Source organism: Streptomyces sp. NPDC023838 (genome assembly GCF_040639555.1).
In the GTDB taxonomy this organism is placed as follows: domain Bacteria; phylum Actinomycetota; class Actinomycetes; order Streptomycetales; family Streptomycetaceae; genus Streptomyces.
In genome coordinates this window covers 168,749-183,131 of the sequence record NZ_JBFAAD010000007.1, presented here as the reverse complement: position 1 = coordinate 183,131, position 14,383 = coordinate 168,749, and the positions used below count along the sequence as shown (strand labels likewise).

At 70.1% G+C, this 14,383-nt stretch carries 14 protein-coding genes; 6 read left to right on the top strand and 8 right to left on the bottom strand.

Features of this window, described 5'->3' with window-relative positions:
• Positions 1-13 precede the first annotated feature (13 nt).
• Positions 14-382 (top strand): VOC family protein, encoded by a 369-nt coding sequence (locus AB0G17_RS11735; protein ID WP_361379424.1) that lies wholly within the window; start codon positions 14-16, stop codon positions 380-382.
• Here AB0G17_RS11735 and AB0G17_RS11730 read toward each other — a convergent pair.
• A complete protein-coding gene (locus AB0G17_RS11730) occupies positions 372-1,277 on the bottom strand; it encodes a LysR family transcriptional regulator (protein WP_361379421.1) in 906 nt (301 codons plus the stop codon). The genes AB0G17_RS11735 and AB0G17_RS11730 overlap by 11 nt on opposite strands.
• Before the next feature lie 189 nt (positions 1,278-1,466).
• Between AB0G17_RS11730 and AB0G17_RS11725 the strand changes: the two genes are divergently transcribed.
• From AB0G17_RS11725 to AB0G17_RS11705, 5 genes are all read left to right on the top strand, one after another.
• Positions 1,467-2,477 (top strand): YncE family protein, encoded by a 1,011-nt coding sequence (locus AB0G17_RS11725; RefSeq protein ID WP_361379418.1) that lies wholly within the window; start codon positions 1,467-1,469, stop codon positions 2,475-2,477.
• Between the two features lie 186 nt (positions 2,478-2,663).
• On the top strand, positions 2,664-3,452 hold the full coding sequence (locus AB0G17_RS11720; protein WP_361379415.1) for a class I SAM-dependent methyltransferase: 789 nt from the start codon (positions 2,664-2,666) through the stop codon (positions 3,450-3,452).
• 94 nt (positions 3,453-3,546) lie between these two features.
• Positions 3,547-4,182: a carbonic anhydrase gene (locus tag AB0G17_RS11715; RefSeq protein WP_361379412.1), complete on the top strand. Its 636-nt coding sequence runs from the start codon at positions 3,547-3,549 to the stop codon at positions 4,180-4,182.
• A gap of 77 nt (positions 4,183-4,259) precedes the next feature.
• Positions 4,260-5,030, top strand: coding sequence for an IclR family transcriptional regulator (locus AB0G17_RS11710; RefSeq protein WP_361379409.1), 771 nt, complete (start codon positions 4,260-4,262; stop codon positions 5,028-5,030).
• Complete coding sequence (locus tag AB0G17_RS11705; protein WP_361379406.1) at positions 5,027-5,869, top strand: SMP-30/gluconolactonase/LRE family protein; 843 nt, start codon at positions 5,027-5,029, stop codon at positions 5,867-5,869. Before AB0G17_RS11710 ends, AB0G17_RS11705 begins: the two co-directional genes overlap by 4 nt.
• A gap of 27 nt (positions 5,870-5,896) precedes the next feature.
• On the opposite strand, the gene AB0G17_RS11700 is transcribed toward AB0G17_RS11705, so the two are convergent.
• The 7 genes from AB0G17_RS11700 to AB0G17_RS11670 form a co-directional block, all read right to left on the bottom strand.
• Positions 5,897-7,060 carry an aldose epimerase family protein gene (locus AB0G17_RS11700; protein ID WP_361379403.1) on the bottom strand — a complete coding sequence of 388 codons (1,164 nt, stop codon included), beginning with the start codon at positions 7,058-7,060 and terminating at the stop codon, positions 5,897-5,899.
• Between the two features lie 32 nt (positions 7,061-7,092).
• Positions 7,093-8,328, bottom strand: coding sequence for a multiple monosaccharide ABC transporter permease (mmsB, locus tag AB0G17_RS11695; RefSeq protein ID WP_361379400.1), 1,236 nt, complete (start codon positions 8,326-8,328; stop codon positions 7,093-7,095).
• A gap of 6 nt (positions 8,329-8,334) precedes the next feature.
• Positions 8,335-9,870: a multiple monosaccharide ABC transporter ATP-binding protein gene (gene mmsA, locus AB0G17_RS11690; protein WP_361379827.1), complete on the bottom strand. Its 1,536-nt coding sequence runs from the start codon at positions 9,868-9,870 to the stop codon at positions 8,335-8,337.
• Positions 9,871-9,902: 32 nt separating this feature from the next.
• Positions 9,903-11,015, bottom strand: a complete 1,113-nt coding sequence (gene chvE / locus AB0G17_RS11685; RefSeq protein ID WP_361379397.1) for a multiple monosaccharide ABC transporter substrate-binding protein — start codon at positions 11,013-11,015, stop codon at positions 9,903-9,905.
• Positions 11,015-12,010, bottom strand: coding sequence for a hypothetical protein (locus tag AB0G17_RS11680; protein WP_361379394.1), 996 nt, complete (start codon positions 12,008-12,010; stop codon positions 11,015-11,017). The genes chvE and AB0G17_RS11680 overlap by 1 nt, the downstream gene beginning before the upstream one ends.
• Before the next feature lie 107 nt (positions 12,011-12,117).
• A complete protein-coding gene (locus AB0G17_RS11675; protein ID WP_361379391.1) occupies positions 12,118-13,194 on the bottom strand; it encodes an alcohol dehydrogenase catalytic domain-containing protein in 1,077 nt (358 codons plus the stop codon).
• Complete coding sequence (locus tag AB0G17_RS11670; RefSeq protein ID WP_361379388.1) at positions 13,191-14,357, bottom strand: mandelate racemase/muconate lactonizing enzyme family protein; 1,167 nt, start codon at positions 14,355-14,357, stop codon at positions 13,191-13,193. Before AB0G17_RS11670 ends, AB0G17_RS11675 begins: the two co-directional genes overlap by 4 nt.
• Positions 14,358-14,383: the final 26 nt, after the last annotated feature.

Genomic DNA, 14,383 nt, shown 5'->3' with positions numbered 1-14,383 from the left:
CGGAGTTGTTGCCATGCCCTTGCAGATGAAGTTGACCGCGATCACGCTGGACTGCCCGGATCCGCTCGCCCTGGCGGCGTTCTACCAGGAGGCCACCGGCCTCGAACCGCACCCGAAGTCGGACGCCGAGTTCGCCGGTCTCAACAGGGCGGACGGGCTCTTCATCGGCTTTCAGCGGGTGGACGACTACCGGGCCCCGAGCTGGCCCGACCAGACCGTGCCCCAGCAGCTGCACATCGACTTCGAGGTCGACGACCTCGACGAGGCCGAGGCGCGGCTGCTGGAGCTGGGCGCGGGCAAGCCGGACCACCAGCCGGGCGGGGAGAGGTGGCGGGTCCTCACCGATCCGGCCGGGCATGCCTTCTGCCTGGTCACAGGTTGATTGGCGGGGTCGGAGCCAGCACCGCCGCCGCCAAGTGGTCGCGGAACCAACGATGGCCCGGGTCCGTCGAGTTGCGGGGATGCCAGGCCATGCCGAGCTTGAGGGGTGCGAGGTCCAACGGTACGGGGAAGGTACGCAGCCCCAGTGCGGCGGTGGTGTGGGGGAGCCAGTCGGCCAGCGTGAGCGCGACGAGGTCGGTGCTCCGGGCGAGCATCATCGCGCTCGTATGGCTGGGCACCACGACCGCGATCCGGCGCCGCAGCCCGCGTTCCGCGAGCGCGCTGTCGATGGGGCCCAGGCGTTTGCCGAGCCGGGAGATGCCGATGTGGTCGGCCGCGGCGAAACGGCGTGCGGTGATCCGTCCGTCGAACAGGGAATGCCCGCTGCGGGCGATGCCCACCAGGGGCACCTCGGTGAGGTGCCGGGTGCGGATCTCCGGGTCCAGGTGTGCGAGGACGCCCAGTTCCACGTCCACCACGCCCTGCCGCAGCGCCGGCCCGTCCTCGATCGCCTCCGGCAGGAAGACCACGTCCACGTGCGGAGCCTCGGCGTGGATCCGTTCGGTCAAGGTCCCGGCCAGTCCCGTCAGGAGCAGGTCGGTGGCCTGCACGGTGAAGGTGCGCTGAAGGTGTACGGCGTCGAAACCCGCCCCGGGCCGCAGGACGTTGTCGCAGCCGCGCAGCAACGCGGCCACCTCGTCGCGGAGTTCCAGGGCGCGCGGGGTCGGCACCATCCCCTGTCCCGCGCGGACCAGGAGCGGGTCACCGACGGCACGCCGCAGCCGGGCCAGCGTACGGCTGGCGGCCGCGGGTGACGTACCGAGCCGCTCCGCGGCGCGGGTCACGCTGTTCTCCTGGAGCAGAGCGTCCAGGGCTCGCAGCAGGTTCAGATCCAATGATGCTCCTGAGCTGCATATTTACGTCTGAGGCAATGATTGGGTGCTCATTTTTGCATGGTTGAGGGGCCCTTCCGTGGCCAGAGTGGAGAAGTCCGCGAAACACATCGCGTGACATCCGCTTCACCTTCTTAGGAGCTCTCAGTGCAGCAGTCCCCCCGTGCCGGTCGAGACGGCGATGTTCTGGCCGTGGTCAGTCAGAGCGGTCCCACGGTCTCGTTCTTCGACGCCGTCTCCGACCGGCACCTCGACACCGTCGACATCCTCGCCGAGCCCCACGAGGTGTGCTTCGACCCGACGCAGCGCCTGCTGTGGTGCACCACCACGTACCACTCGGGCTACTACCACGCCAACGGCGGCCGACGCACGGAGCTGACCGTCATCGACGCCGACACACGCCGTATCGTCGAGATCGTCGACCTCGCTCCGGAACATGGCCCGCACGGGCTGGCGTTGGACACCGCACGCCGTCGTCTGTACGTCAGTGTGGAGGGCTCGGCGGACCGGCCCGGCGGCGTCGTGGTGATCGACACGGAGACCCGCCGGCCCCTGGGCAGGATCGACACGGACGCGCCCGGCCCGCACTGGTTCGCCATCGACCCTTCGGGGCGCACGGGATACGCCACCAACAAGGAAGCGCCGTTCGTCTCGGTCGTCGACCTGGAACGGGGCGTCCTCACCGCGAAGGTCGAGGTGCCGGGCAGCGAGGGACTCGCCGTATCCGCCGACGGCGGGTACGCCTATGTCGCCTCGCCGTACGCTGGTTCCTTCCTCGCCGCCACCGAGAACCGTCCGGACACGGGAATCAAGGTCATCGACGCCCGTACGGCATCCGTCGTCGACACGTTGCCCACGGACGGCCTCGTCCTGCCGGTGCACCTCACCTCGACGGGCAGGCTGCTCGTGGGTGAACTGCGCATGGAGTCCGACCCGGTGTCCCAGCTCGGCCGCCAGGCGCCGGGCCGCCTCACGGCCTTCTCCGCCGAGACCCGTAAGCCGTTGGGGTCACTGGAGGTGGGACTCTTCCCGCTGACCATCACGTCGTCGCCCGACGGCCGGATCGCGTATGTGTCCTGCGTCGTCTCATCCACCGTACACATCGTCGATCTGGAGACGTTGCGGGAGCTGAGCCGGTTGGACATCGCCAAGGCCGGCGAGCCCGGAGCGCATGGTCTGGCGTACATCCCCCGCGCGGACTGAGACCGCGCCGAGGCTCGGGCCGGCTTCTGTCGTCCTTCCGACGGAGACGGCACTCAGGGAGGAGCCGCCGGTTCGGTCGTGCGAGGGATGAGTCCCCACTCGGCGCTGCTTACAGTCATTTCCGTGGATCCCGTGGATTCCGTGGATTCCGTTGAGTCCGTTGATTCTGCTTACGGAAGGGCTGGTATGCCTGAGAAGAAAGTCACGTCGGTTCTGGTCAACAGGTCGAGTGTCTCGCATAAGATCCGTTACGCGATCGCCCATCCGAGTCGTATCGCCCCGCACGTGAAACGTACGGCGCGAGACACGTGGTTGCGGCTGAAGCACCCCGACCACGTCGACTACTACCGTGCCGTGATGGCCTCAGACGCGGCCCGCAGCCCGGAGGCGGCCGTGGGCAGCAAGTCGCACGACCGCTGGCTGGCTCTGGGCAAGATGCAGTTCGACTACCTGCTGGAACACGGACTGAGTCCGGACCGGCGCATGCTGGACATCGGCTGCGGGAACCTGCGGGCCGGCTGGCGGTTCATCGAATATCTGGACGCGGGCCACTACTACGGCATAGACATATCCCCCGACATCCTCATCGCGGCGAAGGAGACCGTGGCGTCCCGGAAACTCCAGGGGAAACTGCCCCACCTGACGATCACGCAGAACCTGACCTTCGATTTCCTGCCGGATTCTCATTTCGACGTGGTTCATGCCCACAGTGTCTTCTCGCATTCACCCGTCGAGGTCATCGAGGAGTGCTTCGCGCACGTGGGCCGCATCCTTCGGCCGGACGGGTTCTTCGACTTCACCTTCGACCGTACGGAGGGCGCCGAACACCAGGTGCTGCGCGAGGACTTCTACTACAGCACCTCCACGCTCGTCGCGCTCGCCGAACGGCACGGCCTGGCCGCGCGCTTCATGGACGACTGGGAGACGCGCAAGCACGGCCAGTCCAAGATCCGCGTGGCTCACCGGGCTCCCTGACGGCGCTGTCGCGGGAGGAACGTCAACTTACGCGCACGGTGCGGCTCCCGGCCCGTACGGCGCCGTCGCCGCGCGCCTCGTAGAGTCTGCCGACATGGCATCCACTCCCGTCTCTCCCGCCGAAGCGCTCGATGTCCTGCTCGCCGGGAACCGGCGCTTCGTGGCCGGGGCGCCACAGCATCCGAACCAGGACGCCGCACGGCGCGCCGAGCTCGCCCCGGCGCAGAAGCCCTTCGCAGTGCTGCTGGGCTGCTCCGACTCGCGGCTGGCCGCCGAGATCATCTTCGACCAGGGTCTCGGCGACCTGTTCGTGGTCCGCACCGCGGGACACGTCCTGGGCCCGGAGGTCCTGGGCAGCATCGAGTACGGCACGAGCGTGCTCGACTGCCGCCTCGTCGTGGTCCTCGGGCACGACTCCTGCGGCGCCGTCGCGGCCGCCCGCGCCGCCGTCGAGGACGGGCTGCCCGCCGCGGGGTACGTCCGGGACGTCGTCGAGCGCGTCACCCCGAGCGTGCTCGCCGCCCGCGCCGCCGGTCTCACCTCGGACAGCGACCTGATCGACGCACACATACTGCACACCGTGGACCTGCTCCTGGACCGCTCCCGCGTACTCGCCGACCAGGTCGCCGCCGCCCACACCGGCGTCGTCGGCCTCGCCTACCAGCTCGCCGAGGGCAGCGCCCGCCTCGTCACCGCGCACGGCATCCACCCCGCGCCCATTGCCCCCTGAACCACCCTGTCGCTAGCCTGTGTTCGTCATTCCGGTCGTTGATCGGAGTTTCGAACACGGAGGGTGGGTGGCGGGCCATGGGGCGACTCGTGCCGGCGGTGGCCAGGGCACTGGACGTGCTGGAACTCTTCCTGGAGAGCGAGGCACCGCTCTCCGCGCCGGACGTCATGCGCAGACTGGGGCTTCCACGGACGACGGTCCACGAGCTGGTCACCACACTGGCCGCCCGCTCCTACCTGGTGGCGACGCCCGAGCAGCCGGGACGCTACCGGCTCGGCGTCCGTACGTACCAGCTCGGCAGCCGGTACGCCGAGCAGCTGGACCTCGCCGCCGAGGGGCGGCAGGTGGCCCGCGAGGTCGCCGAGACCTGCGACGAGACCGTCCACGTGGCCATCCTCGAGGACACCGATGTCATCTACATCGCCAAGGTCGACTCCACCCACGCGGTGCGCATGGTCTCGGCGGCCGGCCGCCGGCTGCCCGCGCACTGCACCTCCGTCGGCAAGATGCTGCTCGCCTCGCTCCCGGAGGCCGAGCTCGACGCCAGGATCGCGGACGGCGAGCTCGTCGCCATGACTCCCGACAGCATCACCGACCCCGCCGCGCTGCACACCGCGCTCGCCGAGATACGGGCCAGGGGGACCGCGTTCGAGCACCGCGAATCCAACCCGGACGTGAGCTGCGTGGCCGCCCCCGTACGGGACAGTGCGGGCCGGGTCGTCGCCGCGCTGTCCATCTCCGTACCGATGATCAGGTGGAGCGAGGCACGCGAGGCGGAGCTCGCCGAGCTGGCGCTGAAGGGCGCGGGCGACCTGTCCGTGCGGCTCGGCCACCGGGTTGCGCGATGAAGCCGGACGTGGCGGTGCCGGCCCGCGCCGAGCTGGGGGAGGGGCCCACCTGGGACCCGGCGAGCGGGCGGCTGATCTGGGTCGACATCCTGTCGTCGCGGATCCACACGTACGAGCCGGACAACGGCCGGCGTACGGTCATGGCGACAGAGCAGCACGTCGGCGCCGCGAAGCCGCGGGCGGGAGGCGGCCTCGTCGTCAACCTCCGTGACGGCATCGGGCTCTACGGCCCGGACGGCGCCTTCTCCTGGCTGCTGCGCGACCCCGTCCCCGGACGGCGCGGCAACGACGCGGCGGTCGCGCCGGACGGCGCCCTGTGGGTGGGCACCATGCGCTACGACGAGGCGACCGGCGGCGGCTCCCTCACCCGCGTCGCGGGCGACGGCACGGCCACCCCGCAGCCCGGCCCCGTCTCGGTCAGCAATGGCACCGGCTGGAGCCCGGACGGCCGCCTCATGTACTACGTCGACAGCCCCACCCGACGCATCGATGTCTTTGACTTCGATGGACACGGCGCCCACGACAGGCGCCCGTTCGCCGTCATCGACGAGGGGGACGGCTTCCCCGACGGGCTCACCGTCGATGCGGAAGGCGGTGTCTGGGTGGCCCTGTGGGACGGAGCCGCGGTGCGCCGCTACGACCCGGACGGCACGCTCAGCCTGGTCGTCGAGCTGCCGGTGCGCCGCCCCACCGCCTGCGCCTTCGGCGGCCCGGACCTCACCGACCTGTACGTCACCTCGGCGCGGGTCGGACTGAGCCGGCCGCACCCGCTCTCCGGGGCGCTCCTGGTGCTGCCCGGCACGGGACGCGGAATCCCGGGCACCGCCTTCGCCGGCTGAGCGAAGGCGGTACCCGGGCTCCTGGGCTCAGCGGGTCGAGAAGGCGTGCACGGTCGACGTCCGGTACGTCTGGCCCGGGCGCAGCACCGTGGACGGGAATTCGGGGTGGTTGGGCGAGTCCGGGAAGTGCTGGGATTCCAGGCAGAGGGCGTCGCCCTGGCGGTAGATGTGGCCCGATGTGCCGACCAGGGTGCCGTCCAGGAAGTTGCCGCTGTAGAACTGCATGCCCGGCTCGGTGGTGTACATCTTCATCACCCGCCCGGAGCGCGGCTCGGCGAGCGTGAGCGCGTACTCGGGATGCGACGTCCGCCCCTTGTCCAGGACCCAGTTGTGGTCGAATCCCTTGGCGTAGAGCAGCTGTTGGTGGCTCGTGCGGATGTCCCGGCCGATCGGCTTCGTACGCCGGAAGTCCAACGGGGTCCCGGACACCCGGGCCAGTTCGCCGGTCGGGATGAGGCCCGCGTCGACCGGGGTGTAGCGGGCGGCGGCCAGTTCGAGGGTGTGGTCGTAGACCGGGCCGCTGCCCTCGCCCGCCAGATTGAAGTAGGTGTGGCTGGTGAGGTTGACGACGGTCGCCCGGTCGGTGGTCGCCGAGTAGTCGATGCGCCACTCGCCGCGCGCCGTGAGGGTGTAGGTGACCTGGACCTTCAGGGTGCCGGGGTAGCCCATCTCGCCGTCCGGTGAGATGCGGGAGAGCACGAGCCCGGTGCCGGAGCGACCGGCGAAGGGCTCGACGTGCCACATCTGCTTGTCGAATCCCTTGGTGCCGCCGTGCAGGCTGTTCACACCGTCGTTGAGCGGCAGTTGGTAGGTGTGCCCGTCGAGGGTGAACTTGCCCGCCCCGATGCGGTTGCCGAAGCGGCCGATGAGACCGCCGAAGTACGGGGACTTGGCGACGTAGTCCGCGAGGTTGTCGAAGCCGAGCGCGATGTTGGCCCGGTGGCCGTGCCGGTCGGGCACGTCGAGGCGGTGCACGAGCCCGCCGTAGGAGAGGACCTCCAGGCGGATCCCGCCGTTGGCGACGGCCCACAGGTGTACGGGGGTGCCGTCGGCCAGGGTGCCGAACAGCGTCTTGGTGGGGGTGCGGCCCGGCGCGGCGTGCGCCGGTGCGGCGTGGGCCGTGCCCACGCTCGTCGCTGCCACGCCCGCGGCGAGGCCCGCCGCCATGACCGTACGTCTGCTGGTGTTCATGTCCACTGCTCCTGAGGGAAGGTGATGGTGTGTCATGAGCCGACCTTGCGTTTGTTCCAGACGTCGAAGCCCACCGCGGCCAGCAGGACGAAGCCCTTGATGACCTGCTGGTAGTCGGTGCCGACGCCGACCAGCGACATACCGTTGTTGAGGACGCCGAGCACCAGGCCGCCGATGATCGCGCCCAGCACCGTGCCGACGCCGCCGCTCATCGAGGCGCCGCCGATGAAGGCGGCCGCGATGGCCTCCAGTTCGAAGTTGACGCCCGCGTTGGGGGTGCCCGCGTTCAGGCGCGCCGCGAAGACGACACCGGCCAGGGCGGCGAGGATCCCCATGTTGACGAAGACCAGGAAGGTGACCCGCTTGTCCTTGACGCCGGAGAGCTTCGCCGCCGCCTGGTTGCCGCCGAGCGCGTACACATGGCGTCCCACGACCGCGTTGCGCATCACGAAGCCGAGCCCGATGAGCAGGGCGGCCAGCAGGAGCAGCACCACAGGTACGCCCCGGTAGCTGGCCAGGGTGAAGGTGAAGGCGAGGACCGCGGCGGCCATTGCCACGCACTTGGCCAGGAACAGGCCGCGCGGGAGCACATCGAGTTCGTACGCCTGCTCACGCCGCCGGGAGCGCACCTCCTGGATCAGGACGACCGTGATCAGGGTCAGCCCCAGCAGGAGGGTGAGGTTGTGGTAGTTGGTGTCGGGTCCGACCTCCGGAAGGTATCCGGTGGAGATCTTCTGGAAGCCCTCGGGGAACGGGCCGAGCGAGCGGGATCCGAGCAGGATCTGGGTGCCGCCCCGGAAGAGCAGCATCCCGGCGAGCGTGACGATGAAGGACGGGATGCCGACGTACGCGATCCAGAACCCCTGCCAGGCGCCCGCGACCGCGCCGATGGCGAGCGCGACGGCCAGGGCGAGCACCCAGGGCACATGGTGCTCCACCATCATCACGGCGCACGCCGCCGAGACGAAGGCCGCCAGTGAGCCCACCGACAGGTCGATGTGGCCGGCGATGATGACGATCACCATGCCGATGGCGAGAACGAGGATGTAGCTGTTCTGGAGCACCAGGTTGGTGACGTTGTTCGGCTTGAGCAGGACGCCGTCGGTCCATATCTGGAACAGCACGACGATCAGTCCGAGCGCGACCAGCATCCCGTACTGGCGCATGTTGCGTCGGGCCGCGTCCAGGAGCAGCGCCCCGGTGGGGGAGCGAGGGGGCTCGGGAGTCCTCGGGGTGCTCGGTGCGGCGTCGGTGGTGACCGGACCCATTTTCGGCTACCTCTTGTTCGTGGTCATGTCGTGCGTGGTCATGAGGCGCATCAGTACTTCCTGGGTCGCGTCCGCCCGGGCGGCCTCGCCGGTGAGCCGGCCGGCCGCCATCGTGTAGATGCGGTCGCACATGCCGAGGAGTTCGGGCAGTTCGGAGGAGATGAAGACGACGGCCTTGCCCTGGGCGGCGAGCTGGTCGATGACGGTGTAGATCTCGTACTTGGCGCCCACGTCGATGCCGCGCGTGGGCTCGTCGAGGATCAGCACATCGGGACCCGCGAAGATCCACTTGCTGAGGACGACCTTCTGCTGGTTGCCGCCGGACAGCCGCCCGACCGGCTCGAAGACGGTCGGCGCCTTGATGCCCATGGAGGTGCGGTACGACTCGGCGACCCGCCGCTCCTCGTGCTCGTCGACGATCCCGCGCCGGGACACCTTGTCGAGGGCGCCCAGGGTGATGTTGCGGCTGATGGTGTCGATGAGGTTGAGGCCGTAGTGCTTGCGGTCCTCCGTGACGTACGCGATGCCGTGGCCGACCGCCTCGGGGACGGTCTTCGTACGGATCTCGCGGCCGTCCTTCCATACCGTGCCGCTGATGCCCCGGCCGTAGGAGCGGCCGAAGACGCTCATGGCCAGTTCGGTGCGGCCCGCCCCCATCAGCCCGGCGACGCCCACGATCTCGCCCCGCCGCACATGCAGCGTGACGTCGTCGACGACCTTGCGCTGCTGGTCGATGGGGTGGTGCACGGTCCAGTCCCGCACCTCCAGGGCGGGGTGGGCACCCGGATCGCCGTCGTAGGGGGTGCGCGGCGGGAAGCGGTGGTCGAGGTCGCGGCCGACCATGGACCGGATGATGCGCTCCTCGGTGGTGTCCGGGGCCTTCACATCGAGGGTCTCGATGGTTCTGCCGTCCCTCAGGACGGTGACCGAGTCGGCGACCGCCGCGATCTCGTTGAGCTTGTGCGAGATGATGATCGAGGCGATCCCCTGGGCCTTGAGCTCCAGGATCAGGTCGAGGAGATGGGCGCTGTCCTCGTCGTTGAGCGCGGCGGTCGGCTCGTCCAGGATCAGCAGCCGGACCTCCTTGGAGAGGGCCTTGGCGATCTCCACGAGCTGCTGCTTGCCGACCCCGATGTCCGCCACCCGGGTCTGCGGATGGTCGCGCAGGCCCACCCTCTTCATCAGCCGCGCCGCGTGCTTGAGCGTCTCGCCCCAGCTCACGATGCCCCGGGTGGCGTGCTCGTTGCCGAGGAAGATGTTCTCGGCGATGGAGAGGTAGGGGACGAGCGCCAGCTCCTGGTGGATGATGACGATGCCGCGCGCCTCACTGGCCCTCATGTCCTTGAACGCGCAGGGCTCCCCCTGGAAGAGGATGTCGCCCTCGTAGCTGCCGTGCGGGTGTACGCCGCTGAGCACCTTCATCAGGGTGGACTTGCCCGCGCCGTTCTCACCGCAGATGGCGTGCACCTCACCGGGCGCCACGGTGAGGGACACGTCCGAGAGTGCCCGGACGCCCGGGAACGTCTTGACGATGGAGCGCATCTCCAGGATGGGCGCCGCCGTGTCCGGGTTGCTCACTTCAGGTCACTCGCCTTGATGTAGCCCGAGTCGACCAGCGTGGCCTGGTAGTTGGACTTGTCGACACTGACCGGGTTGAGCAGGAAGGCCGGCACGACCTTCTTCTCGTTGTCGTACGTCTTGGTGTCGTTGACCTGAGGCGTCTTGCCGGTGAGCACCGCGTCGGCCATCTGCACGGCCTGCTTGGCCAGGGCGCGGGTGTCCTTGTAGACGGTCTGGGCCTGGTCGCCCGCGATGATGGACTTCACGGACGCCACCTCGGCGTCCTGCCCGGTGACCACCGGGTACGGCTTGGCGGCGGTTCCGTAGCCGCCGGAGCGCAGTGCGGACAGGATGCCGATCGAGATCCCGTCGTACGGCGAGAGGACGGCGTCGACGTGCTCGGTGGAGTACGACTTCGTCAGGAGGTCGTCCATGCGCTTCTGCGCGGTGGCGCCGTCCCAGCGAAGCGTGGTCACCTGGTTGAGCCGGGTCTGACCGCTGCGGACGACGAGCTGCTTCTTGTCGATGTAGGGCTGAAGCGTCTTGAGGGCGCCCTGGAAGAAGTAGCGGGTGTTGTTGTCGTCCGGCGATCCGGCGAACAGCTCGATGTTGAAGGGGCCCTGCTTGCCGCCCTTGAGGCCCAGCTTGTCGACGATGTACGTGGCCTGGAGCACGCCCACCTTCTCGTTGTCGAACGACGCGTAGTAGTCGACGTTCGGCGAGCCGAGGATGAGACGGTCGTAGGAGATCACCTTGATGTGCTGGTCGGCGGCCTGCTTGAGGACGTCGCTGAGCGCGCGTCCGTCGATGGCCGCGATCACCAGGGCGTCCACTCCCTTGGTGATCATGTTCTCGACCTGGGCGACCTGCTGGTCGACGCTGTCCTCGCCGTACTGGAGGTCGGTCTTGTAGCCGAGCGCGCGGAACTGCTGGGCCATGTTGTTTCCGTCGGCGATCCAGCGCTCCGACGACTTGGTCGGCATCGCTATGCCGATCGTGGCTCCCTTGCCGCCCTTGGGCGTCGCCTTGCCACCGCCCTCGCTGTCCTGCCCGCAGGCAGTGAGGGCGAGGACGAGGGATCCGGCGAGGAGGGCGAGTGCGACTGGTCGGTTGCGGCGCATGATCATCAGTCCTTCGGGTTCGCGGGGAAGCGGTGCAGGGGGCCGGGGAGGCGGGAGCCGAGCGGGGACATGCCGCCGTCGGCGCCGAGGCGGGCGAGCAGATCGAGGACGAGCCGGCCCCGGCGCACCCGCTCGCGGGCGGTTTCCAGGGCGGTGTCGCGCAGATGGGCGCCGTAGGGGTAGATGCCGGGCGCGCGGGAGAGGCCGAACTTGAGGTAGAGCGGGGCGGCGCGGAGGATCAGCTCGGCCGCCTCGTACATCCGCACATAGCCGCCGAGGTCGTCGGGCGCCTCGATGTAGAGGTCCAGGGGGACCCTCGACACCCGCCGGATCTCGGTGAAGTGAGCAGACGTCAGATCGGACGGCACGTTGACGGAGTCGGCGCCCAGCTGCTCGTACACCGCCACCGAAGCCGGGTTGACCGGGCCGATCAGCGCGGAGACCTTCAGGGTGGTGTTGGCGGGCAGCAGGCCCTGCTCGCGCATCCGGTGCAGGCTCCACAGCACGCCCTCGTCGGCCACGAGCAGGCAGCGCACACCCAACTCGGCGGCGCGCAGGGCGTCTTCGACGCATCCGGCGAGCGCGTCATGGCCACGGGCGCGCAGCCCCGCGCCGCCCGAGTCGGTACGGACGGAGGCCCCGGCGTCCCAGGTGCCGCGCGGCCCCGTGAACAGGCAGAGCTCGATGTCACGCTCGGCGCAGCCCTCCACCATCTCGGTGATCTCGGCGTCGGAGAGCATCCACACGCCGCTGCCCTGGCTGACGCGGTGGACGGGCACGTCGAGGCGGGACGACTCCTTCAGTACGACGGCGAGCGCCTCCGGGCCCTCGACGGAGGGGAGCTCGGTACGCCAGGTGCCTCCGTCGGGGAACGTGTGCGGGGAGAGGTCGGCGGGGTTGCCGCGAGGCGCGGCCAGACCCAGTGTCGCCAGGGCCGGTTCACCGGGTCGGCGAGGGCCCTCGGGGTCGGGGAAGGGGGTGGTGGCTGGTGCGTCGGTCACAGGCGGGTTCCTTGTACGGGAGGTCAAGAGACTGTGGTGTTCGATATGTCGAACGAGGTTCGGGTCATAGGGTGTGCGCAGGTACCGCTGCGGCCGGGCGCGAGGCCTCAGGGGCGCAGCAGCACCTTTCCGGTCTTCGGGTCACCGCCTCCGACCAGCGCGAGGGCGTCGGTGTACCGCTCCAGCGGGAACTCGTGCGTGATGAGCCGGGCCGGGTCGATGAGGCCCGTGCTGTAGGCCCGTACGGCGAACGACCAGGCGGCGGACGGGGCGCCGAAGACGCTCCGCACGGTGAGCTGGCTCACCGAGAGGTGCACCGGGTCGATGCCCACCGCGCCTTGCGCGAACATCCCGGTGAGGACGACCCGGCCCCCACGCCGGGCCAGGAGACAGGCGTCGGCGGCGGTGGTGCGGGCCCCGGCCGTCTCGACGACGAGGTCGTAGCGGCCGTGCGCCTCGGAGGAGAGGTCGGGCGTACGGGCCTCGGTCGCGCCCATGCGGCAGGCCAGCTCGGCCCGTTCGAGCCGCGGGTCGACGACGGCCAGCTCGCCGGGGGTGGTGGCGGCCAGGAACTGGACCGCGAGCAGCCCGAGCGTTCCCGCGCCGACCACCGCGATCCGTTCGCCCGGCTCCGGCGCGGCCGCCCGGACGGCCGCGGCGACCACCGCGGCCGGCTCCAGCAGGGCCGCGCCGCGCAGGTCCGCGTCGTCCGGCAGCAGGTGCAGCAGCCGGGCGGGCACCACGAGGTGGTCGGCGAAGGCGCCGGGACGGGTGAAGCCGGTCTCCGCGTACGCGGCGGAGCACAGGGAGGTGTCCCCGGCCCGGCACCGCTCGCAGGTCCCGCAGTAGCGAAAGCCCTCGGCCACCGCCTTGCGCCCCACCAGTGCGGGCTCGACGCCGGGCCCGGCCGCCACGACGGTCCCGGACCACTCGTGGCCGGGCGTGACGGGGTAGTGCACATAGCCGGGGGCGCGGTGGCCGTCGTACACCTCGCGGTCGCTCATGCAGATCCCGGCGGCGGCGACCTCGACGAGCACCTCGCCGGAGCCGGGCCGCGGGCGCGGCCCGGTGACCAGGTGGTGGATGCCGGGCGCGTCGACGATGATCGCGCGGCTGGTCGCCCGGGCGCCCACGCCCTCCGTCTTGCGCCCGCCGCCCGGGTCCTCGGTCGCGCGGCCGGTCATCCCGCTCCTCCCGAGGCCTTGGGGGCGCGCTTCTCCCAGCCCTCCGCCCACAGGTCGAACCGGGCCTGCTGCTGGGGGAACTCGGCGGCCGCGTCCACATCGAGCTCCACGCCGAGCCCCGGGGCCTGCGGGAGCTCGAAGTAGCCGTCGACGACCTGGGGGGCGCCCTTGACGACCTTCTTGATCTCCGCGTCCGCGAAGTCGTTGAAGTGCTCCAGGATCTTGAAGTTCGGGGTGCAGCCCGCCACCTGGAGGCTGGCCGCGGTGAGCACCGGGCCGCCCACGTTGTGCGGCGCGACCAGCACGTAGTGCGCCTCGGCGGTCGCGGCGAGCTTGCGGGTCTCCAGGATGCCGCCGATGTGGCCCACGTCGGGCTGGATGATGTCGACGGCCTGCGACTCGAAGAGCTCCCTGAACTCGATGCGGTCGTGGATGCGTTCGCCGGTCGCGACCGGGATGTCCACCTTGGCGGCGACCTTCTCCAGCGCCTTGAGGTTCTCCGGCGGCACCGGCTCCTCCAGCCAGGCGGGCTTGAACGGCGCGAGATCGCGGGCCAGGCGCACGGCCGTGGACGGCGAGAAGCGCCCGTGCATCTCCAGCATCAGCTCCGTGTCGGGGCCGATCGCGTCCCGTACGGCCTCGATCAGCGACACGGCGTACCGGGTCTGCTGGTGGTCGAGCTCGAAGTGGCCGGTGCCGAACGGGTCGATCTTCAGCGCCCGGTAGCCGCGCTCGACGACCGCACGGGCCGCCTTGTGGTAGGCCTCCGGGGTGCGCTCGGTCGTGTACCAGCCGTTGGCGTACGCCTTGACCCGGTCCGTCACCTTGCCGCCGAGCAGCTGCCAGACGGGGACGCCGAGCGCCTTGCCCTTGATGTCCCAGCACGCCATCTCGATGACCGCGATGCCGGACATCACGATCTCGCCGGCGCGCCCGTAGTCGCCGTACTTCATCCGGCGCACGAGGTCCTCGACCGCGAACGGGTCCGAGCCGGCGATGTGGTTGGCCTCGGCCTCGCGCAGATATCCGAGGAGCGCGTCGGTGTGGCCGAGCATGCGGGTCTCGCCCACTCCGGTGAGGCCCTCGTCGGTGTGGACCTGGACGTATGTGAGGTTGCGCCAGGGGGTCCCGACGACGTGCGTGGTGATTCCGGTGATTCGCAAGGCAGTTGCTCCCGATGCTGCGGCCA

What these genes read in the sequence shown, in the direction of transcription:
- AB0G17_RS11700 (WP_361379403.1), bottom strand. Translation starts at nt 7,060, where the DNA reads ATGAACACCAGCAGACGTACGGTCATGGCGGCGGGCCTCGCCGCGGGC.
- AB0G17_RS11715 (WP_361379412.1), top strand. Translation starts at nt 3,547, where the DNA reads ATGGCATCCACTCCCGTCTCTCCCGCCGAAGCGCTCGATGTCCTGCTC.
- AB0G17_RS11720 (WP_361379415.1), top strand. Translation starts at nt 2,664, where the DNA reads ATGCCTGAGAAGAAAGTCACGTCGGTTCTGGTCAACAGGTCGAGTGTC.
- AB0G17_RS11710 (WP_361379409.1), top strand. Translation starts at nt 4,260, where the DNA reads ATGGGGCGACTCGTGCCGGCGGTGGCCAGGGCACTGGACGTGCTGGAA.
- AB0G17_RS11705 (WP_361379406.1), top strand. Translation starts at nt 5,027, where the DNA reads ATGAAGCCGGACGTGGCGGTGCCGGCCCGCGCCGAGCTGGGGGAGGGG.
- mmsA (WP_361379827.1), bottom strand. Translation starts at nt 9,870, where the DNA reads ATGCGCTCCATCGTCAAGACGTTCCCGGGCGTCCGGGCACTCTCGGAC.
- AB0G17_RS11675 (WP_361379391.1), bottom strand. Translation starts at nt 13,194, where the DNA reads ATGACCGGCCGCGCGACCGAGGACCCGGGCGGCGGGCGCAAGACGGAG.
- mmsB (WP_361379400.1), bottom strand. Translation starts at nt 8,328, where the DNA reads ATGGGTCCGGTCACCACCGACGCCGCACCGAGCACCCCGAGGACTCCC.
- AB0G17_RS11735 (WP_361379424.1), top strand. Translation starts at nt 14, where the DNA reads ATGCCCTTGCAGATGAAGTTGACCGCGATCACGCTGGACTGCCCGGAT.
- chvE (WP_361379397.1), bottom strand. Translation starts at nt 11,015, where the DNA reads ATGATCATGCGCCGCAACCGACCAGTCGCACTCGCCCTCCTCGCCGGA.